Annotated in this window: 19 protein-coding genes; 5 read left to right on the top strand and 14 right to left on the bottom strand. The window is 60.3% G+C overall.

Annotation, left to right across the window (positions count from 1 at the left end):
• Nucleotides 1-110: 110 nt before the first annotated feature.
• The 7 genes from AC3Y64_RS01890 to hutC form a co-directional block, all read right to left on the bottom strand.
• On the bottom strand, nt 111-941 hold the full coding sequence (locus AC3Y64_RS01890; protein WP_034153058.1) for a quaternary amine ABC transporter ATP-binding protein: 831 nt from the start codon (nt 939-941) through the stop codon (nt 111-113).
• On the bottom strand, nt 938-1789 hold the full coding sequence (locus tag AC3Y64_RS01885) for an ABC transporter permease (protein ID WP_158956696.1): 852 nt from the start codon (nt 1787-1789) through the stop codon (nt 938-940). The genes AC3Y64_RS01890 and AC3Y64_RS01885 overlap by 4 nt, the downstream gene beginning before the upstream one ends.
• An 83-nt stretch (nt 1790-1872) precedes the next feature.
• Nucleotides 1873-2841, bottom strand: a complete 969-nt coding sequence (locus tag AC3Y64_RS01880) for an ABC transporter substrate-binding protein (RefSeq protein WP_489986238.1) — start codon at nt 2839-2841, stop codon at nt 1873-1875.
• Nucleotides 2842-2911: 70 nt separating this feature from the next.
• Nucleotides 2912-4384 (bottom strand): purine-cytosine permease family protein, encoded by a 1473-nt coding sequence (locus AC3Y64_RS01875; protein WP_150728852.1) that lies wholly within the window; start codon nt 4382-4384, stop codon nt 2912-2914.
• A 152-nt stretch (nt 4385-4536) separates the two neighbouring features.
• A complete protein-coding gene (hutU, locus tag AC3Y64_RS01870; RefSeq protein ID WP_489986237.1) occupies nt 4537-6207 on the bottom strand; it encodes a urocanate hydratase in 1671 nt (556 codons plus the stop codon).
• 496 nt (nt 6208-6703) lie between these two features.
• Complete coding sequence (locus AC3Y64_RS01865) at nt 6704-7273, bottom strand: HutD/Ves family protein (RefSeq protein WP_489986236.1); 570 nt, start codon at nt 7271-7273, stop codon at nt 6704-6706.
• Nucleotides 7274-7282: 9 nt separating this feature from the next.
• Nucleotides 7283-7993 (bottom strand): histidine utilization transcriptional repressor HutC, encoded by a 711-nt coding sequence (gene hutC / locus AC3Y64_RS01860; RefSeq protein WP_163013658.1) that lies wholly within the window; start codon nt 7991-7993, stop codon nt 7283-7285.
• A 146-nt stretch (nt 7994-8139) separates the two neighbouring features.
• Between hutC and AC3Y64_RS01855 the strand changes: the two genes are divergently transcribed.
• Entirely contained in the window at nt 8140-9504 is a 1365-nt protein-coding gene (locus AC3Y64_RS01855; RefSeq protein WP_489986235.1) for a formimidoylglutamate deiminase, read from the top strand.
• Nucleotides 9505-9624: 120 nt separating this feature from the next.
• Here the strand turns inward: AC3Y64_RS01855 and AC3Y64_RS01850 are convergent, their stop codons facing one another.
• Together AC3Y64_RS01850 and AC3Y64_RS01845 are read right to left on the bottom strand one after the other, a co-directional pair.
• Nucleotides 9625-10194, bottom strand: a complete 570-nt coding sequence (locus AC3Y64_RS01850; RefSeq protein WP_489986234.1) for a lipocalin family protein — start codon at nt 10192-10194, stop codon at nt 9625-9627.
• Nucleotides 10195-10224: 30 nt separating this feature from the next.
• Nucleotides 10225-10479 carry a hypothetical protein gene (locus AC3Y64_RS01845; RefSeq protein WP_158957095.1) on the bottom strand — a complete coding sequence of 85 codons (255 nt, stop codon included), beginning with the start codon at nt 10477-10479 and terminating at the stop codon, nt 10225-10227.
• Nucleotides 10480-10759: 280 nt separating this feature from the next.
• Between AC3Y64_RS01845 and AC3Y64_RS01840 the strand changes: the two genes are divergently transcribed.
• The 3 genes from AC3Y64_RS01840 to AC3Y64_RS01830 all read left to right on the top strand — a co-directional run bounded on the left by AC3Y64_RS01840 (nt 10760) and on the right by AC3Y64_RS01830 (nt 13464).
• Nucleotides 10760-12652, top strand: a complete 1893-nt coding sequence (locus AC3Y64_RS01840) for a methyl-accepting chemotaxis protein (protein ID WP_489986233.1) — start codon at nt 10760-10762, stop codon at nt 12650-12652.
• A 210-nt stretch (nt 12653-12862) separates the two neighbouring features.
• Nucleotides 12863-13135: a type II toxin-antitoxin system Phd/YefM family antitoxin gene (locus AC3Y64_RS01835; RefSeq protein ID WP_158832480.1), complete on the top strand. Its 273-nt coding sequence runs from the start codon at nt 12863-12865 to the stop codon at nt 13133-13135.
• Nucleotides 13132-13464, top strand: a complete 333-nt coding sequence (locus AC3Y64_RS01830) for a type II toxin-antitoxin system RelE/ParE family toxin (RefSeq protein ID WP_489986232.1) — start codon at nt 13132-13134, stop codon at nt 13462-13464. Before AC3Y64_RS01835 ends, AC3Y64_RS01830 begins: the two co-directional genes overlap by 4 nt.
• 1 nt (nt 13465) lies before the next feature.
• On the opposite strand, the gene AC3Y64_RS01825 is transcribed toward AC3Y64_RS01830, so the two are convergent.
• From AC3Y64_RS01825 to AC3Y64_RS01805, 5 genes are all read right to left on the bottom strand, one after another.
• Nucleotides 13466-14068 carry a DUF924 family protein gene (locus tag AC3Y64_RS01825; protein ID WP_489986231.1) on the bottom strand — a complete coding sequence of 201 codons (603 nt, stop codon included), beginning with the start codon at nt 14066-14068 and terminating at the stop codon, nt 13466-13468.
• A 3-nt stretch (nt 14069-14071) separates the two neighbouring features.
• Nucleotides 14072-15082 (bottom strand): class 1 fructose-bisphosphatase, encoded by a 1011-nt coding sequence (locus AC3Y64_RS01820; protein ID WP_008080580.1) that lies wholly within the window; start codon nt 15080-15082, stop codon nt 14072-14074.
• Nucleotides 15083-15420: 338 nt separating this feature from the next.
• Nucleotides 15421-16785, bottom strand: coding sequence for a DUF3999 domain-containing protein (locus AC3Y64_RS01815; protein ID WP_489986230.1), 1365 nt, complete (start codon nt 16783-16785; stop codon nt 15421-15423).
• A complete protein-coding gene (locus tag AC3Y64_RS01810; RefSeq protein ID WP_489986229.1) occupies nt 16782-20366 on the bottom strand; it encodes a DUF2339 domain-containing protein in 3585 nt (1194 codons plus the stop codon). Before AC3Y64_RS01810 ends, AC3Y64_RS01815 begins: the two co-directional genes overlap by 4 nt.
• A 167-nt stretch (nt 20367-20533) precedes the next feature.
• The gene (locus AC3Y64_RS01805; RefSeq protein WP_489986228.1) at nt 20534-22984 is read right to left on the bottom strand and encodes a glycogen/starch/alpha-glucan phosphorylase; all 2451 of its coding nucleotides are present in this window, start codon (nt 22982-22984) and stop codon (nt 20534-20536) included.
• A 260-nt stretch (nt 22985-23244) separates the two neighbouring features.
• On the opposite strand from AC3Y64_RS01805, the gene AC3Y64_RS01800 reads away from it, so the two are divergent.
• Entirely contained in the window at nt 23245-23682 is a 438-nt protein-coding gene (locus AC3Y64_RS01800; protein ID WP_489986227.1) for a YkgJ family cysteine cluster protein, read from the top strand.
• The last annotated feature ends 195 nt before the right edge of the window (nt 23683-23877 follow it).

Raw genomic sequence — 23877 nt, 5'->3', positions numbered from 1 at the left:
TTCACACAATCTCTGTAGGAACTGGGCCTGCCAGCCCTCATTGTTCACACAACCCCTGTGGGAGCTGGCTTGCCAGCGATGGGGCCAGTCAGTGCACTGCATTATTCAGATCAAACCACCGCCGCCCGCCGCTGCACGAACCGGTCAACATACTCATCCGCCGGCGAGTGCAGGATCTCGCGTGGCGTGCCGACCTGAATCAATCGCCCATCCTTGAGAATCGCAATGCGATTACCAATACGCACCGCCTCATCAAGGTCGTGGGTGATAAAGACGATGGTCTTGTGCAGAGTCTTTTGCAGCTCCAGCAACTGGTCCTGCATCTCGGCGCGGATCAGCGGGTCCAGCGCACTGAACGCTTCGTCCATCAGGATGATGTCGGTGTCCGCCGCCAAGGCGCGGGCCAGACCGACACGCTGGCGCATACCGCCGGAGAGCTGGTGCGGGTATTTGTTTTCGTAGCCTTTGAGGCCGACGGTGTTGATCCAGTGCAGCGCGCGCTCCGAGCACATTTGCTTGCTCTCGCCACGCACTTTCAGGCCGTAGGCGACGTTGTCGAGCACGCTCTTGTGCGGCAACAGGCCGAAGCTCTGGAACACCATGCTGATCTTGTGCCGGCGAAATTCGCGCAGGGCGTCCATGTCGTATTGCAGGATGTCCACGCCGTCGACGAGGATCGCGCCGCTGGTGGGATCGATCAGCCGATTGAAGTGGCGCACCAGCGTCGATTTGCCGGAACCGGACAGACCCATGATCACGAAGATCTCGCCGGTGCCGATGCTCAGCGACAGATCGTTAACGCCGACCACGCAACCGGTCTCGCTCAGCACCTGATCCTTGGTCTTGCCCTGACCAACCATGGCCAGCGCATCCTTGGCGCGGTTGCCGAAAATCTTGAAGACGTTTTTGACTTCGATCTTGCTCACGGTTGCGTTGCTCATTTGCTCACCTCATGCCGTGGCCGACCGTACGCCTGAGTAATGCGGTCGATGACCACTGCGAGAATCACGATCGCCAGACCAGCCTCGAGGCCACGTCCGACGTTGAGGGTCTGAATCCCCACCAGCACATCTTCACCCAGGCCACGGGCGCCGATCATCGAGGCGATCACCACCATCGACAGGGCCATCATGGTGGTCTGGTTGATCCCGGCCATGATGCTCGGCAGGGCCAGCGGCAGCTGCACGCCGAACAGTTGCTGCCAGCGGTTGGCGCCGAACGCGTTGATCGCTTCCATCACTTCGCCGTCGACCTGACGAATGCCCAGATCAGTCAGGCGAATCAGCGGCGGTGCGGCGTAAATCACCGTGGCGAAAATCGCCGGCACCTTGCCCAGACCGAACAGCATCAGCACCGGAATCAGGTACACGAAACTCGGCATGGTTTGCATGATGTCGAGCAGCGGCATCAGCACCGAACGCAGGCGATTGCTGCGCGCCGAGAGAATCCCCAGCGGGATGCCGATCAGCACCGAAATGATCGTCGCGACCATCATCAGCGCCAGCGTCTGCATGAGTTTGTCCCACAGGCCGACAGCGCCGACGAGGAACAGCAGACCGACGATGACGGCGGTGGTCACTACCTTGCGCGTGGCGTGCCAGGCGATCACACCGACGATCGCCAGCATCAGCCACCACGGCGCCGCACGCAGCAGGCCTTCAAGGTTGACGATGGCCCACAGCAGCGTGTCGGAGATATGGCGGAACACATCTCCGTAGTTGGTGACCAGCGAATCGACCCAACCGTTGACCCAGTCGGCGATGGAAAAGGTAAAGCTCTCGGGAAACATAAGCGGCTCTCAATCAGAAATCTCAATCAAGCGTTTACGGCATATCTCCCGGCCTGCCTCTCGGTGGGCCGGGAGGTATCGACCTACAGCGCCGCGTCGATTTTCTTGGCTGCGTCTTCACTGACCCACGCATGCCAGACCTCAGGATGTTCCTTGAGGAACATTTTCGCCAGTTTTGGCGACTCGATGCGTTCCTTGGCCATGCGTCCCAGATTCTGGTTCAGCAGGTCGATCGGCAGGTTGACCTTTTCCAGCACGGCCACCAGTTCCGGGGCTTCGTCGTGGAAGGTCTTGGACAGGCCGACCTTGATGCTCAAGGACTTGTCGACGCCCGGTTTTTCTTCGAGTTTGACCAGATCAAGCTGGCCCATCAGCGGGGTTGGCGACCAGTAGTAGAACAGGATCGGCTCGCCACGCTTGTAGCTCGACAGCACTGCTGCATCCAATGCCGGGCCGGTGCCCGGACGGAAGTTGGTGTAGCTGCTTTCGAGGCCGTAGCTTTTCAGCATTTCGCTGTTATCGAGTTCGCAGGTCCAGCCGGCCGGGCAGTTGTAGAAACGGCCTTTGGCGGGTTCTTCGGCGTCCTTGAACACGGCGGCGTATTTGCCCAGGTCAGCGATGTTTTTCAGATCCGGGGCTTTCGGCTCAAGCTTGCGCTTGGCGTCGCCTTCGATGACGTAACGCGGCACGTACCAGCCTTCGACAGCGCCCACTACCGGAGCGCCGACACCGACGACCTTGCTGGCCTTTTCGGCCTTGTTCCAGACTTCGCTGCGGCCGACCCATTCTTCGGCGAACACTTGAATGTCGTTGTTGCTCAGGGCGTTTTCCATGGTGATGGAGTTGCCCGGCAGGCTGTCGGTCTTGCAGTCGTAGCCTTTCTCCAGCACCACTTGCAGCACGTCGGTCAGCAGCATGCCGCTTTCCCAGTTCAGCCCGGCGAATTTCACCGGCTTGCCCGATTCGCACCAGCCGGCGGCCTGGGTCGCGCCGGCACCGGCCAACAGGCCCATGGACAGCAAAGTGGTCAGCAGGGTCTTGTTCGATTTCATTGTTGTGACGCTCCTAATCATGAATTGGCTTACGGCAGTCAAGAGGCATCCAGCCCTGTCCACGTCCAAATCAGGCCTGCGCCGCAGCGCGACCGGCCCCGCTTGTTTTAGGTTGTACAACGCTGTTCTGCTCGACCGGCAGAATCAGTTGATCGGGCACCGCGCTGTGCCATTTTTTTGCGCACACGTAGTAAACGACCGCCGGCAGCACCAGGCCGATGATCCAGGAAATATCCACGTCACCGAGGGCGGCCACCAGCGGACCGGTGTAGAACTTGGTGGAGATGAACGGCAACTGCACCAGCACACCGAACACATAGACGCTGATGCCGAGCAGATTCCAGCGACCGTAACGGCCGTTCGGATCGGCCAACGCCGGCACGTCGTAGCGCTCACGGGTGATGCAGTAGTAGTCGACCAGGTTGATCGCGCTCCATGGGGTGAAGAACGCGAGCAGGAACAGGATGAAAGACTTGAACGCACCGAGGAACGAGTGCTGACCGAGCAGCGCGATCAGGGTCGCAGCCCCGACGATCACCAGCACGAACACCAGACGCTGCATGCGAGTAACCGTCAGGTGGCCTTTGAAACCGCTGATGATGGTCGCGATGCACATGAAGCTGCCGTAGGAGTTCAGCGTCGAGATGGTCACCTTGCCGAACGCGATGCTGAAGTACAGCAACGCAGCGGTAGCACCGGTGCCGCCCAGACCGACGATGTAGGCAACTTCGTGACCGGCGAACTGGCCGTTGGCCGAAGCCGCTGCAAACACGCCGAGGATCATCGCCACTTGCGCGCCGACCACTGAACCGGCACCGGCGGCGAAGAAGGTTTTCACCGCCGAGGTGTTGCTCGGCAGGTAACGGGAATAGTCCGCCACATAAGGACCGAACGCGATCTGCCAAGAGGCCGCGAGCGACACCGCGAGCAGGAAGCTGCTCCAGCTGAAATGACGAATTTGCAGGAGTGCGCCAACGTCGGTCTGGCTCATCAGCCGCCAGAATAGGAAGACGAAAGCGATCACGCCAATCACACTGGCGACACGGCCGATCCAGTGGATCACCCGATAGCCGAGCACCGTCACCAGCACGATAACGCTGGCAAAAATCAGGATGCCGACGCTGTCGCTGACGTTAAACAGCTGACCTAGCGCCTGACCGGAAAGCACCGTGCCCGTCGCGGTAAAACCGAGGTACATCAGGCACACCAGCACGATCGGGATCGCCGCGCCATACACGCCAAACTGCACGCGGCTGGAGATCATCTGCGGCAGGCCCAGCTTCGGCCCTTGCGCCGCGTGCAACGCCATCACCCCACCGCCGAGCAATTGACCGATCAACAGACCGATCAACGACCAGAACACATCACCGCCCAACACCACGGCCAAGGCCCCGGTGACAATCGCGGTGATTTGCAGGTTGGCACCCATCCACAGGGTGAATTGGCTGAACAGACGACCGTGTCTTTCCGCTTCCGGGATGTAGTCGATCGAACGCCTTTCGATCAACGGTTTGTTGCTTGCACGATCGGTGTTGACAGCCATGATTCAACCTCTGTGGATTGTTTTAATAGTTCTCTCGGGCTTACTCGGACCTTGTGGGAGCTGGCTTGCCAGCGATGACGTCGGTACCTTCAACATCATTTCCAGCAGTGCCACCGCTATCGCTGGCAAGCCAGCTCCCACAGGGATTTGTGTTACTTGCTGCCGGTAATCATCGGCAAGTTCAGGCCCTGTTCCTTGGCGCAGTCGATGGCGATCTGGTAACCCGCATCGGCGTGGCGCATGACGCCGGTGGCCGGGTCGTTGTGCAGTACGCGCGCAATGCGCTCGGCCGCTTCGTCCGTACCGTCGCAGACAATCACCATGCCCGAGTGCTGCGAAAAGCCCATGCCGACGCCGCCGCCGTGGTGCAGGGAAACCCAGGTCGCGCCGCTCGCGGTATTCAGCAGGGCGTTGAGCAGTGGCCAGTCGGACACAGCGTCGGAACCGTCCTGCATCGATTCGGTTTCGCGGTTGGGGCTGGCGACCGAGCCGGAGTCGAGGTGGTCGCGACCGATCACGATTGGCGCCGACAGCTCACCGCTGCGGACCATTTCGTTGAAGGCCAGCCCGAGCTTGGCGCGCAGGCCCAGACCGACCCAGCAGATACGTGCCGGCAGACCCTGGAAGCTGATGCGCTCGCGGGCCATGTCCAGCCAGTTGTGCAGGTGCGCGTCGTCCGGGATCAGCTCTTTGACCTTGGCGTCGGTTTTGTAGATGTCTTGCGGATCGCCCGACAGTGCCGCCCAACGGAACGGGCCAATGCCACGGCAGAACAGCGGACGGATGTAAGCCGGCACGAAACCGGGGAAATCAAAGGCGTTTTCGACGCCCTCTTCCTGGGCCATCTGACGGATGTTGTTGCCGTAGTCGAAGGTCGGAATGCCTTGCTTCTGGAATTCCAGCATGGCTTTGACGTGCACCGCCATCGACTGCTTGGCGGCTTTGATCACAGCGGCCGGCTCGGTCTTGGCGCGGGCGCGATATTCGTCCCAGGTCCAGCCGGCCGGCAAGTAACCGTTGAGAGGGTCGTGGGCGCTGGTCTGGTCGGTGACCATGTCCGGGCGCACGCCACGCTTGACCAGTTCCGGCAGAATTTCTGCGGCGTTACCCAGCAGGGCGATGGAGATCGCTTTGCCTTCTTTGGTGTACTTGTCGATGCGTGCCAGAGCGTCGTCGAGGTCTTTGGCTTGCTCGTCGACGTAGCGGCTTTTCAGGCGGAAATCGATGCTGACTTGTTGGCATTCGATGTTCAGCGAGCATGCACCGGCCAGCGTTGCGGCCAGAGGTTGTGCGCCGCCCATGCCACCGAGGCCGGCGGTCAGTACCCACTTGCCGGTGAGGTTGTCGTTGTAGTGCTGACGACCGGCTTCAACGAAGGTTTCGTAGGTGCCTTGAACGATGCCTTGGCTGCCGATGTAGATCCAGCTGCCGGCGGTCATCTGGCCGTACATGGCCAGGCCTTTGGCGTCGAGTTCGTTGAAGTGTTCCCAGCTCGCCCAGTGCGGGACGAGGTTGGAGTTGGCAATCAGTACGCGCGGGGCATTGCTGTGGGTCTTGAACACGCCGACCGGCTTGCCGGATTGCACCAGCAGGGTCTCGTCGTCATTCAGGTTGGTCAGGCTTTCGACGATTTTGTCGTAGCACTCCCAGTTGCGCGCGGCGCGACCGATACCACCGTAAACCACCAGCTCTTTCGGGTTCTCGGCGACTTCCGGATCGAGGTTGTTCATCAGCATGCGCAGCGGCGCTTCGGTCAGCCAGCTCTTGGCGGTCAGCTTGTTACCGCGCGATGCACGGATTTCGACGTCGCGAAACTTAGTCATTTTGTTATCAGTCACGAAAGAGACTCCTCAGCGATCAATTCAAACCAACCCTGGCAGTGGGCAAGCAGCCTGTGCGCTTCGATGCGCGACAAGCGAATCAGTGGACGCTGCGGAGAGTCTCGAACGACTCATACGCATACGTCTTTACTTGTACATACAAGCATATGCAATCAAGCGGCCAACTTATTGGAGGGGCGTTCAAGAAAAGTTGCGGACAGGGCTGGAGAGCGCCTGAATCGAGGGTTCTGGCGTGGATGAAATATTTTGCTAGGGAATTTTGTGCGGTGGAGGCTGGGTTAGATAAGCGTGGTTTTGCGCCACGCTGGGGCGTTCGGTAACAAAGTGGTGCGAGGATGGAAACAGGACCTGATCGTTCCCACGCTCTGCGTGGTAACGCCGCCATGGACGCTCCGCGTCCGCTTCGATGGAGGTGACGCAGAGCGTCACGGGATGCATTCCCACGCAGAGCGTGGGAACGATCAGTGGGGAGGATTAACTAGCGGGCAGTCAGCTCAATGACACAGCAAGCGGCATTGGTGGAGACTTCAACCAGTCCGACGTTACCGTCCAGTTGCAGACAATCATGGCGACCGAGCTGCGAAACGCTGTCACCAACCTGCACTTGCAGCAATTCACTGACACTGAACACCAGTACCGTACCCGCCGAGCTGAAGAAGCGCTGTTCACCGTCCAGCCACTGCAACCGCGCGCTGTAACGTTGCGGCGCGTAAATCAGGTTGAAGTCGCGAATCTCACCGCCGAGCAGCGTGCACGACACCTGGCTTTCGCCGCTGAAGGCAAACGGGTCGAGCGGTAACAGCGGTCGCGTATCGTCACCGTCGACGCACAGGGTCATGCCGTTACCCTGCAGCACGGTGATTACGCGCTGGTAACCGGCAAACGTTGAAAAACCGCCCGACTCGGCGATGTCCGCGATCGACAGGCGCCAGCCGAAACCGTCCAGCCCTGCCCCTGCATCACGGGTGATTTCTTCAGTGCTGCCGCCGCCGTTTTTCCACGGCATGCGCGGATAGCCTTCAGCGCGTAAAACCTTTAGTGCACTCATTTATGCTCTCTATTTATGGAACCGCCCTTCCAGACGATGACGAGAACCCGGATGGATCAAACGTGCAGCAGTAACCGGCTGGCGTCCCGACCACGTGCGGCGACGGATCAGCAAGCAAGGCTCACCCTTCTCAATCTGCAGCAATTTGCATTCGGACGGTTCAGCGAGGATCGCTTCAACCACATGCTCGCCCTCGGTCAGCGGCGCGACCTGATTGAGATAGGCGTAAGGCGTTTGCAGGGTGAAGTCTTGCTTGAGGTATTCCGGGGCGACCAGCGCGTTGACGAAACGGTCTTCGATTTGCACCGGAATGTCGTTTTCGTAATGCACGATCAGCGAGTGGAAGACCTTTTGCCCTTCACGCATGTCCAGCGCCAGCGCGCGCTCGGAACCGGCGGCTTCTTCTTCGAGGGTGATGACCTGGCAGGTGTGGCGGTGGCCACGGGAAGCGATTTCGTCGGCGATGTTGTGCACTTCGAACAGCGCGGACTGGCTCTTCGGTTCGGCGACGAAAGTGCCGACACCTTGCATGCGCACCAACAGGCCGTCGGCGGTCATTTCGCGCAACGCACGGTTGATGGTCATGCGGCTGAAACCGAGTTGATTGACCAGCTCGCTCTCGGACGGCACGCGGTAATGCGGCGGCCAGTTTCCGCTGTCGATCTGCTGGGTGATCATCTGTTTGACGCGGGCGTACAAGGGCGCCGGACTGTCGCCCATGTTCGCGGCCAACGGGGAGACTGGAGGCGGAGTCGGCACGGTTGATCCCTGTTCATTGGATGAAGGTTGCTAGCTTGCCGGAGTTTACCGGGCAGGCAAACGTCTGTATATGTATATACAAATAACACACGATGGGGTGCTGAACCATGTCCGCCTTCTTTGCCGAACGCGCGCTGCTGCCTAACGGATGGGCCAACAATGTACGTCTTGAGGTCAGCGCCGATGGCCTGCTGACCCAAATCCAGGCCGATTCCACTGCAGATGGCGCCGAACGGCTGAGCGGTCCGTTGCTGCCGGGCATGCCCAATCTGCACTCTCACGCGTTCCAGCGAGCGATGGCGGGGCTGGCGGAAGTGGCCGGCAATCCCAACGACAGTTTCTGGACGTGGCGCGATCTGATGTATCGCCTCGTCGGAAAAATCAGTCCCGATCAGCTCGGCGTTATCGCCCGTCAGCTGTACATCGAAATGCTCAAGGCCGGTTACACCTCGGTCGCAGAATTTCATTACGTGCATCACGACAGCAATGGTCAGCCCTACGCCGATCCGGCTGAACTGGCGTTGCGCATCAGTCAGGCCGCGAGTGAAAGCGGTATCGGCCTGACGCTGCTGCCGGTGCTCTACAGCCACTCCGGTTTTGGTGGCCAGACGCCGAATGACGGCCAGCGCCGTTTTATCAACAGCACCGAAAATTACCTGAATCTGCAATCGCGCTTGCAACCATTGCTGGCGCAACAGAAGGCGCAGTCGCTGGGGCTGTGTTTCCACTCGTTGCGCGCGGTCACGCCGCAGCAGATCAGCGAAGTGTTGGCGGCCAGCGACAAGCAATGCCCGGTGCACATCCACATCGCCGAGCAACAGAAAGAAGTCGACGATTGCCTGAGCTGGAGCGGTCGTCGTCCGCTGCAATGGCTGTATGAAAACGCCGAAGTCGATCAGCGCTGGTGCCTGGTTCACGCCACCCACGCCAATCCCGAAGAAGTGACGTTGATGGCCAAGAGTCGCGCCATCGCCGGCCTGTGCCTGACCACCGAAGCGAACCTGGGCGACGGGATTTTTCCGGCTGTGGATTTCCTCGCGCAGGGCGGACGTATGGGCATCGGTTCCGACAGCCATGTGTCGCTCAGTGTCGTGGAAGAATTGCGTTGGCTGGAATACGGCCAGCGTCTGCGCGATCAGCGGCGTAACCGTTTGTATGGCGCGGATCAGCCGATGGTCGGGCGCACGCTGTATGACGCGGCGCTGGATGGCGGCGCCCAGGCGTTGGGGCAGCCGATTGGTGCGCTGGAGGTTGGCAAGCGGGCGGACTGGATTGTGCTCGATGGCAGTGATCCGTATCTGGCAACGGCCACGGGCGACGGGATTTTGAATCGCTGGTTGTTTGCCGGTGGGGATCGGCAGGTCCGCGATGTGCTGGTCAACGGCCAGTGGGTGGTGCGCGATGGTCGGCATGCAGGGGAAGAGGACAGTGCGCGCGCATTCACCCAAGTCTTGCGCGACCTTTTAGGCTGACACAAAAAAATGTGGGAGCTAGCCCTGCTAGCGATGAGGGCGTATCAGTCAACAAAATTGTTAACTGACACACCGCAATCGCTAGCAGGGCTAGCTCCCACATTTGATTTACGCCGTTGCTTAATTCGAGGTCTTGGCCATCTGCCGATCCGACGCGCGCCAGATCAATCGCGTCGTGTCATAACCCTGCTGACGCGCCTTGCTCAGCAGCTCTTCACGCACCACCCCGTTGACGGTCGGCGTACGTGACAGCAGCCACATGTACTTGCGGCTCGGGTCGCCGACGATGGCGGTCTTGTAGTCGTCGCTGACGTACAACACCCAGTATTCGCCTTTCGCTACACCCGGAATCAGACGCGAGAACCAGGTATCGAATTCGACCCAGAGCTTGTCGGTCTTGCCCGGCACCTGTGGATAAGCCGTGCCCTTGGCCTCTTCCCATTGCCAATCCGGCGTCAGGCAGCGATTGAGCACCGCGACATTGCCGTCGGGCTTGAGGGTGTAACGGGCTTCGGATTGCGCGCAATTGCGCTGGAAGTACATCGGCAAGCGCGCCAGTTCATACCAGGTCCCCTGATAGCGCTTGAGATTGACGCTGTTGACGGTTTTCGGCGCCAACGGGTCGACGCCGGAACTGGCGCAGCCGGCCAGTACCAGGCCGGCAAAAAGGATCAGCAATAACCGCTTCATTTTTCTTCTCCGTGGGCGCGAAGCCCCGGTTTACTTCAGGCCTTGGCCGGAAAACATCAGCACTTTGTCACCGGCGTACTGCACGCTGATAAAGCTGTTCTTGTCGCCCCAGGTGCAACTGGACATGCCAAGCGCGCCCGAGCAATCGGTCGGTTTGCCGAGCAGAGTCTCGACCTCGGCCTTGGCCATACCGGCGGAGAGCTTGGCGTAGTTTTCCTGATTGACCTTGCTGCATGCGGCCAACAGCACGCAAAACGACAGCAGGGCGAGAGATCGCAGCGACATGGTGTAACTCCTGGAACGAGGGGGGATGGCATGGTGCCAACCAGAAGCTTAGAAGAGAAAACCCTCATCTGGTTCCGTGGGGAAAGGGCTATTTATTAGCCCGCCCGTCCGGCATTTGCCGATAAATCAGACACTTTGTAGGGCTATTGAGCATTTCGTCGTCTTTCGCAAAAGACGCCTAATCTTTGGCGCGCAACGGTCGACATAAAAGCAGCGCAAAGCTCCGACGATGGAAAATTGCCGCCCTTTCTTGACCAGCCCCTTCGCGGTAGCTCATTCGATGACCAGAAACATGAAATTCAGCCACAAGATCTTGTTGGCTGCCGCCCTCGTGGTGGCCGTTGCGTTCGCCTGTTTCATTTTGTTCAACGACTATCGACAGCGCGAAGCCCTGAGCACCAGCACAGAGTCCTCAATGCAGGAACTGGGCAGCCTGACCACCAGCAACATTCAGACGTGGCTCGAAAGCCGCATTCAGTTGCTGCAATCGCTGTCGCAGCAAGTCGCCGTCGACGGTAACGCGCCGGCCAGCCTGAAACGCATCATCGACCTGCCCGCCTACACCGGCAATTTCCAGCTCAGCTACTTCGGCGGCGCTGACGGCGTAATGTTCTCTGTACCGGCCGGCAACCGTGCGCCGGATTACGATCCGCGTGCCCGTGGCTGGTACAAAGCCGCCAACAGTGCACAACAGACCATCGTCACCGAACCGTACATTGCCGCGTCCTCGGGCAAGCTGGTGATCACCGTCGCCACCCCGGTGCAGCGCCAGGGCCAGATGCTCGGCGTCGCCGGTGCCGACATCGACCTGACCAGCGTCAGCGCGATCATCAATTCGCTGAATTTCGGCGGCCACGGCCACGCGTTCATCGTCAGCGCCGACGGCAAGATCCTGATTCACCCGGACAACAAACTGGTGCTCAAGACCCTCGCCGAGGCTTACCCGAACGGCGCGCCGAAAGTCAGCCCGGGCCTGAAAGAAGTCGAGTTCGACGGCAAGACTCAGTTGATCTCCTTCACCCACGTCAACGGTGTGCCGTCGGCGGATTGGTACGTGGCGCTGGTGCTGGACAAAGACACCGCGTTCGCCATGCTCAGCGAGTTCCGCACCTCGGCATTGATCGCCATGATTATCGCCGTGGTGATCATCATCGCCCTGCTCGGCATGCTGATCCGCGTGCTGATGCAACCGTTGCTGACCATGGGCCGCGCCATGCACGACATCGCCGAAGGTGAAGGCGATCTGACCAAGCGTCTGGTGATTCACGGCAACGACGAATTCGGCGCGCTGGGCACTTCGTTCAACCGCTTCGTCGAGCGTATCCACACCTCGATTCGCGAAGTGTCCTCGGCCACCGGCCAGGTCAACGAAGTCGCCCTGCGCGTAGTCGCGGCGTCGAACTCGTCGATGTACAACTCCGATCAGCAAGCCACCCGCACCAATAGCGTGGCCGCCGCGATCAACCAGCTCGGCGCCGCCGCCCAGGAAATCGCCCAGAACGCCGCCCTCGCCTCGCAGCATTCCAGCGATGCGCGCAGCCTCGCGGTCGACGGTCAGCAGGTTGTGGATAAAACCATTTCGGCCATGCAACAGCTGTCGGCGAAGATCAGCAATTCGTGCGGCAACATCGAAACGCTCAACGCCAACACCGTGAACATCGGCCAGATTCTCGAAGTGATCACCAGCATTTCCCAGCAGACCAATTTGCTCGCGCTCAACGCTGCGATCGAAGCGGCGCGTGCCGGTGAAGCCGGGCGTGGGTTTGCCGTGGTTGCCGATGAAGTGCGCAATCTCGCGCACCGCACTCAGGATTCAGCGCAGCAAGTGCAGAAGATGATTGAGGAGTTGCAAGTCGGCGCACGTCAGGCGGTCAACATCATGACCGAGAGCCAGCGCGAGAGCGAAAGCAGCGTCGGCATCGCCAACCAGGCCGGCGAGCGCCTGGGCAGCGTGACTCAGCGTATCGGCGAGATTGACGGGATGAACCAGTCGGTGGCGACTGCGACCGAAGAGCAGACCGCTGTGGTCGAGTCGATCAATGTCGATATCAACGAGATCAACACGCTGAATCAGGAAGGCGTGGAGAACTTGCAGGCGACGCTGCGCGCATGCTCGGATCTGGAGCAGCAGGCGGCGCGGTTGAAGCAGTTGGTCGGTAGTTTCCGCATTTAAGCGGCGCTGCGTCTGGCCCCTTCGCGAGCAAGCTCGGCTCCTACAGTGGATCTCTGAGCGATACAGAACCATTGTAGGAGCCGAGCTTGCTCGCGAAGGCGACATCAGCGACGAAGGAATGGGGAAATTGGAACACGTTGGTCAGCTCGCACTGACGCTGGACTGAATTAGGACTAAACTCAGTCCTGTTAAATTTGGCGGGGTTCAATCATGAAGCTTTCATCGCAAATCAAACCGATCAGTTATCTGAAAAGCCACACGGCCGAAATCGTCAAATCAATCACAGAAAGCCGCGAGCCGCTGGTAATCACTCAAAACGGTGAAGCCAAGCTAGTGGTTATGGATGTGAAAAGCTTTGAAGAGCAAGAAGGCACGATGGCTTTGCTGAAACTGTTGGCGATGGGTAATCGGGAGATCGAAGAAGGCAAGTTCAGTGATGCTGAAGATGTGTTTGCCGAACTGGATAAGGCCGATCATCAATGAGTTTAAAGGTCGTTATTCTCCAGTCCGCACAAGCAGATCTCAAAGAACTTCGCACCTACCTCGTCAGACAGTTCTCAAGCCAAATTTGGCAAAGCACTTATGCCGATCTCAAGACTGCAATCTTTGGTCTCGCAGATCTGCCTTATTCAGGATCAATCCCCGAAGAAATCGAGAAGCTCAATCTCTGCCAATACCGCCAGATTGTTTTGGGAATGAACCGGATTATTTATGAGGTGCGAGAAAAAACGGTTTTCATCCATATCATTGTCGATACGCGAAAAAGCCTACCAGCCCTGTTGATGAAACGGCTTCTACGAGACAACCCTTGATTTAGAACCGTGACCCAGGCTGACCGAGAAACACCAACTCCTCCGCCGTAGACTCGCGCCCCAACACCGCATTGCGATGCGGAAACCGGCCAAACCGCGCAATCACCTTTTGATGCCACTCGGCGTAATCCAGATTGTCGGCAAACACTGCGCGCTGCGCTTCCGGCTGTTCAGCCACCAGTTCGATAAAACGGGAAACCGCCTCGTTCTGCACCGCGAGGTTTTCGCAGTGTTCGAACACCAGATAAATGAATACGCGCTGAATCGGTTTCAACTGCCGATCGAAATCCGCGGCAATGCCTTGCGCGACAAGTTTCTGCGCGCGCAGATCACCGGAGAAGGCTTTGGGGGTGTCGCGAAAGATCATTCGCGGCAGTTGATCGAGCAGTAGCACTACCGCCAGCCAACCTTCGGGACGTTGCGTCCACTCGGTCAATTCGCCGGCCAGGGCCTGATCGACAAAGACCCCGAAACGCTCACGCGCTTCGAGGTCTTGGCTGTCTCGCTTACCGAACCACAACTTGCCCTTGTCAGCCGATATCTCGTCCGGGGATTCGGCTTGTCCGAACCACCAATCGAGCAACGGCTGCCAGGGCGCAGTCATAATTTATTCCTTGTGGTAAGCCGTAGCGCGTGCGACTTCTTCTTTCGAACCGAGGAACACCGCTACGCGCTGGTGCAGGCCTTCTGGCTGAATGTCGAGGATGCGCTGGTGACCATCGGTGGACGCGCCGCCCGCTTGTTCCACCAGGAACGACATCGGGTTGGCTTCGTACATCAGGCGCAGTTTGCCGGGCTTGGATGGCTCACGGCTGTCGCGCGGGTACATGAACAGACCGCCACGGGTCAGGATGCGGTGCACGTCGGCAACCATCGCCGCGACCCAACGCATGTTGTAGTTCTTCTTCAGCGGACCTTCTTCACCGGCCAGCAGCTCGCCGACGTAGCGCTGTACCGGGGCTTCCCAGTGACGCTGGTTGGACATGTTGATGGCGAATTCCTGGGTCGACTCAGGAATGGTGATGTTTTCGTGGGTCAACACGAAGCTGCCCATTTCGCGGTCCAGGGTGAAGCCTTTGACGCCGTCGCCCAAGGTCAGGATCAGCATGGTCTGTGGACCGTAGATCGCGTAACCGGCGGCCACTTGCTGGGTGCCTGGCTGCAGGAACGCTTTCTCGTTCAGCGGCTCGTTCTGGCTCAGGTATTCGTTCGGGCAACGCAGTACCGAGAAGATGGTGCCGACCGGAGCGTTGATGTCGATGTTCGACGAACCGTCGAGTGGGTCGAATACCAGCAGGTACGCACCTTTCGGGTATTTGCCCGGGATCTGGTAGGCATTGTCCATTTCTTCAGACGCCATGCCGGCCAGGTGACCGCCCCATTCATTGGCTTCGAGCAGAATCTCGTTGGAGATCACGTCGAGCTTTTTCTGCACTTCGCCCTGCACGTTTTCGGTGCCCATGCTGCCCAGAACACCACCCAGGGCGCCTTTGGACACGGCGTGGTTGATCTCCTTGCAGGCACGCGCCACCACTTCGATCAGGAAGCGCAGATCGGCAGGAGTGTTGTTGCTGCGGGTCTGCTCAATCAAATAGCGACTCAGGGTAACGCGGGACATGGACGGCTCCGGTGGAATGGGGGGCTAAAAACCCGCGCAGTTTACAGGGAGTCTGAAAACGTAGCGAGCGAAGACGCCCGGTAACGTGCGCTAGGGTGCATTTGCCTGCATGAGACGTGAATGTGGGGAGAGAGTTCAGGTAGCGGGTTTAGCGTAGACCGGATCGGGACGGATGGTGCAGGGTGCGCGCGACAGTTTGTGGATTTTTGTTGTTCGATCGGCCGTCATCGCTGGCAAGCCAGCTCCCACAGGATTTTGGGTGTACACCAGACAGATGAACAACCGAGATCACTGTGGGAGCTGGCTTGCCAGCGAATGGCGCGCCGCGCCAGCCATTCTCAGGAATTGGTCGGAGGTTTGCGCAACAAGCTAAACGCCATGGCTCCGAGAAAAACCACACTCAACAACAACACCGCCCACAACCCAATCTTCTTCCAATTGGTCTCAGCCACCGCTGCCGTGGTCGCCGTCGAAGTCTGCGTAGCCACCACCTCACCCTGCACCGCAGCCTTGCCCAACGTCGCCAGTTTCTCCGGCTTGAAATCCGGAATCAGCGTCGCCAACGGCAGATTCGCCGTTTTCACACTCGAATTGCCCAGCGCCAGACTGTACGGCCCGTCGCCCCGAGCGAGGAAAATCACCTGCGTCGCCCGCACCGCGTATTTCACGCTCGGCGCTTGCTCACCGAGACCACCGCCCCGTTCATCTACAGTCAGCTTCAGTTGCTGCACAGTCTGCCCGTACAGCTGCAGCTCGTTCTGCACCACATCCTGACCATTCTGGGTCAGGCGATAGAGCAAACCATTGCTCAACGTTTGCCACGGCAGGCTGCTTTCGCGACGTCCGGCCAGTGTGACGGGCGCGAGGCTGTTCGGTTGTTTCAGCTCAACCTGCACCCGCTCGACATTGAGCCCCATCGGCAACTGCCAAGTGTATTCCCCGGCCTTGGTGCTGCTGCCGGCCAGTGCTTGCGACCAGACCAACGGCAGCGGCAATTCGCGCGGGTCGCTGCTTTTCAATTGTGCCGCCGTCAGGATCGGCGCCGAGTTTGGCGATTCCCACAACAAGCGCAGGTAACGCGCGGACTGCCCCGGCAACGTCACCTCATGCTGTTCGATGCGCTCATCGGAAAAGGTCAGCCGCGCCACTTGCCCCTCGCCCCACGGCTGCCAGTGTTGCAAGTCATCGCTGGCCTCGATGCTGAACCGCTGGAAGCCGTCGCGCTCGCTGGTCCAGTCGAGAATCAACTGCTGCAACGGCGCCTTGATCGCGCTGGCATCGAGCAGCCAACCGCGCAGCACTTCTTCGCCCGCCTCCAGCTGACTGGACGGCTGCACCTCGACCAGCGTGCCGTTGGTGGTCGATTGCACGCGCACGTTCGGCGCGCGTTCGCTGGCGTCGGCGGCGTTGTACAGCGGGAACCATTTCACCTCATGCAACTGACCGTCGTCGCGGGTCTGCGCCGACTCGCGCGCCAAGGCGTAAGCCTGTGGTTCGCCGGCGGCGTTGAACACGCGCAGGTCACTGAGATCGGTCTGGCGCGCCTGCAGTTGCACGCTCAGCGGCAGTTCGAGGCGATACCACGGGCCGTCGCCGCTCACCGCCAGCGGCACTTGCGTGGCGAAGTCCGCCGGTTTTTCCTGAGCCCCGGCCACCATCACCACGCCCAACGCCAACCAACCCAGATTCAGCATGCGACTCAAGATGAAACTCCTTCGGTGTCCGGGGCCGGTGTGTCCGCCGCCGGTTCAGCTTCGACACGTTTGGGCGGCAGCGGGGCGAAATAGCCGACCACCAGCAGCAACACGCCGACGCCGATAAACGAGACGATCCGGGCGAGGCCGCCACGGTTGCTCAGTTCGACAAAAATCAGTTTGGCGACCACCAGCGCAATCAGCGCCGCGCCGATCAGCCACACTTCGCGACGATGGCGCAAATGGCCGCCGATCATCAGCCCGAGCGCCATCAGCGTCCAGACAATGGACAACCCGGCCTGCACCAGCATCGAGGCGAGCAGCGTATCCAGTTCGAACGGGATCCCGGCCCAGTGGTGAGCCGCGCGGGTCACCAGCGCAGTGCAGAAGGCGAACAACGAGACTCCGGCGATCAGTTGCGTCGCGTAATCGGCGTAGTCCTGACGAATTGACAGTTGCGATACCGCGCTGCGCGACCACACATAAACGCCGAACAATGCGAACAGCAGGCCCAGCTCCAGCGGATTCAAGAGGGGCACGTACGGCAAAGGTTCGGCGTTGCCATCGCTGACGCCATTCGCCAGCCAGAACCACGCGAGCATCAGCACCGCCAACGGCGCGGCGGCATACAAGCGGTATTCGCGGGCAAACGCTGCGACCGGCCACGGCCAAGAACGCGGGGCCGCCGCCAGCAACAGATAAACGCTCGGGAGAATCGCCCAGCCCAGCCAGCGCCAAGCGTTGTATTGCTCGGACAACAGCAGCAGGCCGTAGCGCAATTCCAGCGCCAGCACGCCGATCAGCAGCCAGCAACCCAGCACATGCGCGGTGCTCAAGGCTCGCGCCGGCAGCATCGGCGCCAAGCGGCGCAGACTGAAGAAATGCACGGCGAACACTGCCGCCCACGCCAGCCAACCGAAATCGGCCGCCGGGTGATAACGCGAATGCCATGCGCCGAGCAGCACGAGTGCAGCCGCTGGAATCAGCAAGGTGCAGAGCAGGCCCAGCGCCGGCCATTTCAAGCGCAGCGACAGCACAGTCCACAACGCGACGCTGACGGCTGCAACCAACAGCAGCAGCGTGCCTTGCAGGTTCGGTGCGGCAAAGCGCAACACTTCACTGACCCACGCCAGCGCCCACCAACCCGCGCCCCACACCAGCAACACTTGGGACAGGCGTTGCAAACTCAGCGCATCGAAGGCCGAGGCGTGATTACCCAGTTGCAGACGCCAGGCACCGATCAGCGCCGCCAGCCCAAGCACCAGCGGTGTCCAGAATCCGCCATGGGCCAAGGGTTTCAGACCTTCGCTGGACAGCGGCCCGAGCAACTCAGGGCCTGCGAACAAGAACGCCGCGCCACCGATCAGTTGCAACAGCAGGCCGAAGACAAAACTCACGCGCTGCTTGAGGTACAGGCTCAGCCAGATGATCAGCAAACCGCTGGCCGCCCACACTGCGCTCGCGGTTTGCCACGGCAGCACGAACAAAACCGCCAGATTGATCAGCACCAGACCGGCCAACAGCACCACCGACAGACCGCGCAGCAGGCGCACATCCGCGCGCACCATTTCATCGCGAGCCGCCAACAGCATGCCGACGATCAACGCCAGACCGATCAGCGAAGCACTGAGCAAGCCGCTCCAACCGGCGCTGAACACTGCCGCCGAATCTTCGCCCGCGCCTTGCAGACGCAGCAGGAACAGCGCGCCGCCGAGCAACTGCACGGCAAACGCGCTGAACAGGAATGTGCGCGATTGAATCCGCAGGCCGACAAACAATGTCGCCAGCCCGGCCAGCGCCCAACTGATCGCCGTGCCTTGGGTAAACAAGAACAGCGGCGCCAGCAGATAAAGGAACGTCAGACCCAAACCAGCCAGCACTGGCAGACCTTGGCGCTCCCACGCAGAAGCCTGTTCCGGCGAGGCCTTGCGCAGTTGATGGAAGCTGAACAGCAACGCCACACCGAGCATCAGCGCGCCCAGCGGAGCGCCGTCGAGCAGACTGCTTTCGCCCATGCGCAATTGACTGAGAAAGGCCAACGCCGAACCCAGTTGCAGCAGCAACGCAAAGGCCCTTGCGAACGGTCGATGCTGACGCAAACCCAGCCAGAAAATCCCCGCGCCTTCCACCGCCCATGCGGCCGATGTCCAGCGCGCGTCCAGCCCCAGCGGAATCGCCAGGCTGGCAAAAATCACCCCGAGCGCCAGACAGGTTTCGCCCAGCAACACCGCGCGGCCGCCCATCAATACCTTGGCCAGCGCCATGTAGATCATGCCCAGCGCCAGCGCACTGAACGCCGCAGCAAATTCCAGATGCTGCACCAGCGCAAACTGCAAACCGAAGCCAATGATCGGTGGGCCGAACAGCATCGTCCCGTCGACATAATCGCCCTTGCGTGCCGACCAGTGCAGCAGCGCCTCACGGTCGTCATCCGCCGGTGCGTCTGGCATGTCGCGCAACTTGCGCCGGGCGAACAGCAAGCCGATGGCGAGGTACATCAGGAAGAACAGAATCAGAAACGGCTCGGTGCTCCACAACAGCTCCGGCGTATACGAGCGCAGGCCCCAGGCGAAACCGATGCCGAAGGTGCCGACGAAGCCGATCAGGTTGAGCACGCGCCAGGCCTTGAACCAGGCGATGGCGAGTATGCCGGCGTTGAGCAAGGCGAAATAACTGAACAGCGCGACGTGATTGCCGGCACCGGTCGAGGTCAGGATCGGTGCAGCGAATCCGCCCAAGGCAGCGACGGCGGCCAGCGCCAGCGAATCCTGGGTGACGGCCAGAATCGCCGAGAACACCGTCACCGCGACCAGCAATCCCAGTGCGGCAGACGGATCGAGCAACGGATGCAGACGCATCGCCGCAAACACCGTCAGGTACAGCACGGCAATCCCGGTGCCTTGCAGCATCAACGCATAACTGGCGTTGCGTCGCCGCAGCCACCAGCCCAGCGCGAGCAAGCTCAACGCGGCGGCCGCCACGCCGGCGTAACGCACTTCAATCGGCACCACCATGCCTTCGGTGGCGTAACGCAGCAGGAACGCCAGACCGAAAAACAGCAAGACCACGCCAACGCGCAGCACCGTGTTGCCACCGAACAACCAATTGCGCGCAGCACTGATGCCGCGCTCGATCAGGTTCGGGCCACGGGGTTCGGCAGGTTTTTGCGGTTCAGGCGTGACGGCATCGAGGCGCCAGACATCGACGGGCAGCGGTTGGCTGGTTTCACTGGCCACGGCGGAAAGCGGTTCGAGTTCGGGCGGCAGTTCCCAGACCAGTTCGGGGGCCGGGGCTTCTTCGGCGGCTTTGACGGGTTCTACGACGGGCTCGGTAACCGGCGTCGCACTCGGTGAAGGGGCAGCATGAAGGGGCGCGCCTTCGAGCAAAAACAGACGTTGCTCGACACCCTGCAAAGCGACCTTCGCCTGCTCAAGTTGCTGCTGTTGCGCCGTCGCCAGCGAGCCAAGCCGAGCGATACGGATCGTCTGCCCGATCGCCAGCCCCAGCAGCGCGCCCAACAAAGCCGCACTGAACGACTCGTCGAGCAGCCAGCCGAGCACCAGCCCGATCAACATGAACATCCATTGCATGGTCGATATCCCTAAGCGCGAAGGCCAATCCGGGAAGATTAGCGCAGCCTGACCCAAAAAGATCGCAGCCTGCGGCAGCTCCTACAGGGTTATGTGAACACCTGTGTAGGAGCTGCCGCAGGCTGCGATCTTTTCCGGCGCGCGATTATATCGAGCCGAGTGGAAAGTTACTCCAATGCTTTCCAGATATCCGTGGCGTACTCGCGAATCGTCCGGTCGGAAGAGAACCAGCCCATCCGCGACGTGTTGAGCACTGCCGAACGCCACCAGCTGTTGGCGTCGTGCCAGTGCGCTTCAACGCGCTTCTGCGCTTCCCAGTAGGAGTCGAAGTCGGCACAGACCAGGAAGCGGTCGTAATCCACCAGCGAATCGATCAGCCCGGTGTAGCGCGACGTGTCATCCGGCGAGAACACCCCGCCGCGAATCGCTTGCAGCACATCGTTCAGACGATGGGAGGCGGCGATGTCCGGCAAGGCGCTGAACTCATGATTCTGCTTACGCGCTTCAACCTGCTGCGCGCTGAGGCCGAAGATGAACATGTGTTCCACACCGATGCGCTCGGCCATTTCGACGTTGGCGCCGTCGAGGGTGCCGATGGTCAGCGCGCCGTTGAGGCCGAACTTCATGTTACTGGTGCCTGAGGCCTCGAAACCGGCGGTGGATATCTGCTCGGACAAGTCCGCCGCCGGAATGATGCTCTCCGCCAAGCTGACGTTGTAGTTGGGCAGGAACACCACTTTCAGCAAGCCGCGCACGGTCGGATCGTTGTTCACCACCCGCGCGATATCGTTGGTCAGCTTGATGATCAGTTTCGCCTGGTGATAACTCGCCGCCGCTTTACCGGCGAAGATTTTCACCCGTGGCACCCAGTCGACTTCCGGCTCGGCGCGAATCGCCTGATACAGCGCCACGGTGTGCAACAGGTTGAGCAACTGGCGTTTGTATTCGTGAATACGTTTGACCTGCACATCGAACATCGCCGCCGGGTTGACCGCGATGCCCAAGCGTTCGTGAATCAGATACGCCAGCGCCTTTTTGCTGTGCAGACGTTGCTCGGCGAAAGCTTTGCGGAATGCGGGTTTCTCGGCGAACGGTTCGAGATCGAGCAAACGCTCCTCAGGGTTATCGAGCAAGTCCGGGCCCAGCGCATCGACCAGCATCGAGGTCAATTCGGAGTTGGCCTGATACAGCCAGCGGCGGAAGGTGATGCCGTTGGTTTTGTTGTTGATCCGCTCCGGATACAGCTTGTGCAATTCAGCGAATACGGTTTTGCGCATCAGCTGCGTGTGCAGGCCGGACACGCCGTTGACGCTGTGCGAACCGAGGAACGCGAGGTTGCCCATGCGCACCCGGCGACCGTTGTCTTCCTCGATCAACGACACCGCGCGCAGCACGTCGAAGTCGTGAATGCCCTTGGCGCGCAGCGAATCGATGTGCTGAGCGTTGATCAGGTAAATGATCTGCATGTGCCGTGGCAGCATGCGTTCCATCAACCCCACCGGCCAGGTTTCCAGCGCTTCCGGCAACAGCGTGTGGTTGGTGTACGACAGCGTGTCGACGGTGACTTGCCACGCCGCATCCCACGCCACGTCGTAGACGTCTACCAATTGGCGCATCAGCTCGGCCACGGCAATCGAGGGGTGGGTGTCGTTAAGCTGGATCGCCGCGTGATCACCGAGGGTCAGCACCGAGGTGTGCATGTTGCGATGGCGACGCAGCAGATCCTGCAGCGAAGCCGCGACGAAGAAATATTCCTGACGCAGGCGCAGCTCCTGCCCCGCTTCGGTGCTGTCCGCCGGGTAGAGTACGCGGGAGATGCTTTCCGCTCGCGCCACTTCGGCGACAGCGCCCAGGTGGTCGCCGGCGTTGAAGCGTTCCAGGTGCAAATCTTCCATGGCGCGGGCACGCCACAGGCGCAAGGTGTTGACGCTCGCCCCGCGCCAGCCGACCACCGGCGTGTCGTAAGCAATCGCGCGAACGGTTTCTGCTGGCGACCAGACTTGTTTGGATTTGCCGGAAACGTCGGTGACCGTCTCGACGCTGCCGCCGAAGCCGATGGAGTAGACGACCTCTGGCCGCTCAAACTCCCACGGGTTGCCGAAATCCAGCCAGTGCTCGGTCTGTTCTTGCTGCCAGCCGTCGACAATGGCCTGGCGGAACAAACCGTGTTCATAACGAATGCCGTAACCGTGGCCAGCAATGCCGAGGGTCGACATGCTCTCCATGAAGCACGCCGCCAGACGCCCGAGGCCGCCATTGCCGAGCGCCGCGTCGGGCTCGAGCAAACGGATGCGTTCCAGGTCGACGCCGAGTTCGGTCAGCGCCTCACGAGCGACGTCGAGCAGGCCGAGGTTGCTCAGGCTGTCGTAGAGCAAACGGCCGATGAGGAATTCCAGCGAGAGGTAATACACCCGCTTCTGGCCTTTGCGATAGATCTGCCGGGTGTGATCCATCCAGTGTTCAACCATGTGATCACGCGCTGCCAGGGCGATGGCTTCGAACCAGTCATGGTCGAAGGCGTGATCAGGGTCTTTGCCCACCGCATAGGTGAGTTTGGTCAAGACGGCGTCGCGGAATGCGGCCACCTCTGCTTCGCGAACTAGTGGTTCTTGAGTCATCGATAGGACCTCGAGCGAGCGGGGAATTGTCTGAGCCTAGACGGTCTGACCGACGGTCGAGGCTCTGGTTCGGCAGTATTTCCTGAGACTGTGAGCTGGCCCGGCATTACCCTGGCGGATGAGCTAATGAATGCAGGGGCCGTGCCGAATTTCCCGGCAATGTGCCTGCATGCAGAAAAAATCTGGCGAAAGGTTGTTCAAAAATCCACCAGTCCCGGTATGATCGCGCGCCCTGATGCATACACGCCTGGTAACTCCCGATGATGAAGCCCAACCTGATTGCCGCCGCCGAGATCGATCGTCTCGATACGTGGGCGAAATATTCGGCCCCGATGTGCGGTTCCTGCATTTCCAGCTGCTGCACGCTGCCGGTTGAGGTGAAGATCAAGGATCTGGTGCGCATCGGCGTGGTCGACGAGTTCGAACTGGGCGACCCGCCGAAGAACATCGCCAAGCGTTTGCAGAAGGAAGGTCTGGTCGAGCGCTTCAATCAGAAGTCCGGCATCTTCACCCTGCAGCGCATGAGCAACAACGATTGCTACTACCTCGATCGTAAGAGCCGCCTGTGCACCATTTATGAAAAGCGCCCGGACACCTGCCGCAATCACCCCAAGATCGGCCCGCGGCCGGGGTATTGCGCGTACAAGCCGAAGGAAGTGGTGCGCGAGCAGAATTTCCGCGCGATCGAGAAGTTTTGATCGGCCCTGAGATTTTCAGCGGCTGACCGGCCGCCATCGCTGGCAAGCCAGCTCCCACAATGATTGTGGTCGTACACATATTTTATATACGACCCAAAACCCTGTGGGAGCTGGCTTGCCAGCGATAGGGCCAGCACAAATATCGCCTAAACCCCAGACAAACAAAAACGCCCCCGGTCTCGCGACCGGGGGCGT

The organism is Pseudomonas sp. 4CAES_32.4 (assembly GCF_058136335.1).
The sequence above is the reverse complement of the archived record's forward strand: the minus strand, read 5'-3'. Positions and strand labels throughout refer to the sequence as shown.

Bases quoted from the DNA above. Each gene is read 5' to 3' on its own strand.
- AC3Y64_RS01890 (WP_034153058.1), bottom strand. From the start codon at position 941: ATGAGCAACGCAACCGTGAGCAAGATCGAAGTCAAAAACGTCTTCAAG.
- AC3Y64_RS01885 (WP_158956696.1), bottom strand. From the start codon at position 1,789: ATGTTTCCCGAGAGCTTTACCTTTTCCATCGCCGACTGGGTCAACGGT.
- AC3Y64_RS01880 (WP_489986238.1), bottom strand. From the start codon at position 2,841: ATGAAATCGAACAAGACCCTGCTGACCACTTTGCTGTCCATGGGCCTG.
- AC3Y64_RS01875 (WP_150728852.1), bottom strand. From the start codon at position 4,384: ATGGCTGTCAACACCGATCGTGCAAGCAACAAACCGTTGATCGAAAGG.
- hutU (WP_489986237.1), bottom strand. From the start codon at position 6,207: ATGACTAAGTTTCGCGACGTCGAAATCCGTGCATCGCGCGGTAACAAG.
- AC3Y64_RS01865 (WP_489986236.1), bottom strand. From the start codon at position 7,273: ATGAGTGCACTAAAGGTTTTACGCGCTGAAGGCTATCCGCGCATGCCG.
- hutC (WP_163013658.1), bottom strand. From the start codon at position 7,993: ATGGGCGACAGTCCGGCGCCCTTGTACGCCCGCGTCAAACAGATGATC.
- AC3Y64_RS01855 (WP_489986235.1), top strand. From the start codon at position 8,140: ATGTCCGCCTTCTTTGCCGAACGCGCGCTGCTGCCTAACGGATGGGCC.
- AC3Y64_RS01850 (WP_489986234.1), bottom strand. From the start codon at position 10,194: ATGAAGCGGTTATTGCTGATCCTTTTTGCCGGCCTGGTACTGGCCGGC.
- AC3Y64_RS01845 (WP_158957095.1), bottom strand. From the start codon at position 10,479: ATGTCGCTGCGATCTCTCGCCCTGCTGTCGTTTTGCGTGCTGTTGGCC.
- AC3Y64_RS01840 (WP_489986233.1), top strand. From the start codon at position 10,760: ATGACCAGAAACATGAAATTCAGCCACAAGATCTTGTTGGCTGCCGCC.
- AC3Y64_RS01835 (WP_158832480.1), top strand. From the start codon at position 12,863: ATGAAGCTTTCATCGCAAATCAAACCGATCAGTTATCTGAAAAGCCAC.
- AC3Y64_RS01830 (WP_489986232.1), top strand. From the start codon at position 13,132: ATGAGTTTAAAGGTCGTTATTCTCCAGTCCGCACAAGCAGATCTCAAA.
- AC3Y64_RS01825 (WP_489986231.1), bottom strand. From the start codon at position 14,068: ATGACTGCGCCCTGGCAGCCGTTGCTCGATTGGTGGTTCGGACAAGCC.
- AC3Y64_RS01820 (WP_008080580.1), bottom strand. From the start codon at position 15,082: ATGTCCCGCGTTACCCTGAGTCGCTATTTGATTGAGCAGACCCGCAGC.
- AC3Y64_RS01810 (WP_489986229.1), bottom strand. From the start codon at position 20,366: ATGCAATGGATGTTCATGTTGATCGGGCTGGTGCTCGGCTGGCTGCTC.
- AC3Y64_RS01805 (WP_489986228.1), bottom strand. From the start codon at position 22,984: ATGACTCAAGAACCACTAGTTCGCGAAGCAGAGGTGGCCGCATTCCGC.
- AC3Y64_RS01800 (WP_489986227.1), top strand. From the start codon at position 23,245: ATGATGAAGCCCAACCTGATTGCCGCCGCCGAGATCGATCGTCTCGAT.